The organism is Haladaptatus sp., assembly GCF_049589095.1.
Lineage (GTDB): Archaea > Halobacteriota > Halobacteria > Halobacteriales > Haladaptataceae > Haladaptatus.
Map to the genome: position 1 here is coordinate 1 of NZ_JBAWAC010000063.1, position 2,781 is coordinate 2,781.

General features: G+C 62.8%; 2 protein-coding genes. One reads left to right on the top strand and one right to left on the bottom strand.

Annotated features, from left to right (window positions below):
• The coding region (locus tag WBV42_RS02175) for a phosphoenolpyruvate carboxylase (RefSeq protein WP_423984575.1) at positions 1 to 994 on the top strand (994 nt) is incomplete at its 5' end.
• Between the two features lie 14 nt (positions 995 to 1,008).
• Here WBV42_RS02175 and WBV42_RS02180 read toward each other — a convergent pair.
• The gene (locus WBV42_RS02180) at positions 1,009 to 2,574 is read right to left on the bottom strand and encodes a globin-coupled sensor protein (protein WP_423984576.1); all 1,566 of its coding nucleotides are present in this window, start codon (positions 2,572 to 2,574) and stop codon (positions 1,009 to 1,011) included.
• Between the last annotated feature and the right edge of the window lie 207 nt (positions 2,575 to 2,781).

Consider the following 2,781-nt stretch of genomic DNA (forward strand, 5'->3'; position numbering starts at 1 on the left):
GAACAAGGAGAACGGCTTTTTGGCGGCCAACTGGAGCCTCTATCAGAACCAGAAGCGACTCGCGGAGATCACCGACGAGTACGACGTCACCCTCCGCCTGTTCCACGGGCGGGGCGGGTCGATTTCCCGCGGCGGCGGCCCGATGAACGAGGCGCTGTTGGCGCTTCCCCGCGAGACCGTCTCGGGTCAGGTCAAGTTCACCGAACAGGGCGAGGCCATCGCCGAGAAGTACGCCAATCCCATCATCGCGGAGCGAAACGTCGAGCAGATGCTGGACGCCCAGATTCGGGCGCGGTACGCCTCCCTCGAAGAGGGTGAGGAGACGATTCCGGACGAGTGGGCCGAAGCGATGGACGTCGCGGCGGACGCCGCCCGCGACGCCTACCGCGACCTGCTCGAATCCGACGGCTTCGTCTCGTACTTCGAGAAGACGACGCCGATAACCGTCATCGAGGACTTGAATCTCGGGTCGCGGCCCGCGTCGCGCTCGGGCGAACGAACCGTCGAAGACCTCCGTGCGATTCCGTGGGTGTTCTCGTGGACGCAAGCCCGCTGCATCCTGCCGGGATGGTACTCGCTCGCCCAGGGGTTGGACGCCTACGGCGACATCGACACCCTCCGGGAGATGTACGAGAACTGGCCGTTCTTCCGGACGACGGTGGACAACGCTGCGATGGCGCTCGCCCGAACCGACCTGGAAATCACGGCGGAGTACGCCGACCTCGCACCGAAGCAACTGCGCGAGCAGTTCTTCCCCGAACTCCAGTCCGAGTACGAACGCTCGGTCGAACTCGTGTTAGAGATCACGGGACGCGATGACCTTCTCTCTCGGGAGTGGCTCCAGGAGAGCCTCTCCCGCCGGAACCCCTACGTCGATCCGCTCAACCTCCTGCAGGTACGACTGCTCCGGCAGTCGCACCTGACCGAGACCGAACGGCGAACCCTCCGGCTCACGGTGACCGGTGTCGCCGCGGGGATGAAAAATACGGGATAACGGGCGTCTATCGCTCAGATTCGGTCGATATCGCTCTCGGCTTCGCCGAGGTGGGCGACGATGTCGTCCAGTTCCTCGATCGTCGCCGCCTGCTTTTCGTTCGTCTCCGCTATCGACGACACCTTCTTCGATATCCGTGCGGACCGTTCGGCCGCCTCGTCTATCATGGTGGCGACCTCCTGTGTACTCGCGGCCTGTTCGTCCGTCGCGGAGGTGATCTGCTCCATCCCGACGGCCGTTTCGGTGGCCGATTCGACGATCCGTGCGAGTTTCTCGCTGGTTCGTTGGACGGCGGTGACCGTCTCGCTGATCGAGGCTTCGCTCTCGCCGAGGCTGTCGAGCGTGCTCTCGGTCCGGGACTGGATGCGGTCACCCATCGACTCGATTTCGGCGGCGCGCTCCTTCGACTCCTCTGCGAGCGATTTGACCTCCTCGGCGACGACGGCGAACCCGTCGCCAGCCTCGCCTGCCCGTGCGGCTTCGATGGAGGCGTTCAGCGCCAGCAAGTTCGTCTGGTCTGCCACGTCGTTTATCATCTCGACGGCATCGCTGATTTCGCCCACCGCGTTCTGGAGTTCCTCCGCGTCCTCGACCATGCTCTCACGGGCGTCCTCCGTCGATTTGGTCGCGCCGATGGCCCGTTTCCCGAGTTGCTTTCCCTCCTCGGCGAGCGTCTGGGATTCGCGGCTCTGTCGTCCCACTTCGCTCGCGCTGGCCGCGATTTCCTCGACGGTTGCGCTCTGGGTGGACACCTCGCTGGCGATTCGGTCCATGTTGTTCGATTGCTCCTCGGTCAATCCGCTGATTTCGGCGGAACTCGCCGCGACGTCCCCCGCTGACTCGTGTGCATCGAGAACGTGTTCCTCGGTCGATTCGCGCAGGGTGCGCGACCGCTCGATTTCCCGCTTCATCTGCCGACTATGCGAGTGGACGTAGGTGTCCGCCGTGATCTGCATGTCGAGGTTGAGCACGCGAAGCACAGATAGCATCTCCTCGAAGCTCTCGTGTACCGCGTCCCGGACTCCGCCGAGGAGGTCGTCGGCGTTCGTGGACGAGGCGAGTTGCCCGCCGTCGGTCATCGCGGACGAAAACTCGTCACGGACCATCGCTTCGATCTCGTCCTGCAGTCGTTCTTCCACGATGGACGAGATCAGGTCGTAGTAGACGCCGTACTGTCCGATGTAGTGGTTCAGCGGCATCCCAAGCATGTCGTGGAGCTTTCCGATCCGCGCGCGGTTGCGGACGTACTCGGTTCCGTAGGACCCGTCGGCGAGCGTGACGAGATACTCCCCCTGCGTCCGCTTGAGCGAGTCGATGGTGCGCGTGGAATTCTTGAGAATCCCGTCCGTTTCCTCGTCCAACTGGAGGTTCGCGTAGAATCGGTCGGCGATCTCCGCGCGATGGTCCTCGAATACGGGACGGAGGGCGGCCAGTCGTCGAGCGTCCGCGCTATCGAAACCGAGGAACGACTTCCGTCGCTCGATTTCCGCCATGTCGAGACCCATCTCCGAAAGCTGTTCGTCCATGTCCACCCGCTTCCCGAGAGCGGAGTTCCCGAATACGTCGCCCGCTGAGTTCATGGCTGGAATTGGGGCAAACATATTTAAATTATTACCGTTCTCAGAGCCGGAGAGTCGGCGGAAAACTAAAGAGATACGGGCTGTATTCGGGACGTCGGAAGAGAATTGTTCGATTTGAATATAATTCGGCAGGCGGTCCAGACGACCGACCGGAATCGGACGACCTTTCCCCGCGCACGGCCGAACCGCGAACGTGAGCGTAGACAC

What these genes read in the sequence shown, in the direction of transcription:
- WBV42_RS02180 (WP_423984576.1), bottom strand. Translation starts at nt 2,574, where the DNA reads ATGAACTCAGCGGGCGACGTATTCGGGAACTCCGCTCTCGGGAAGCGG.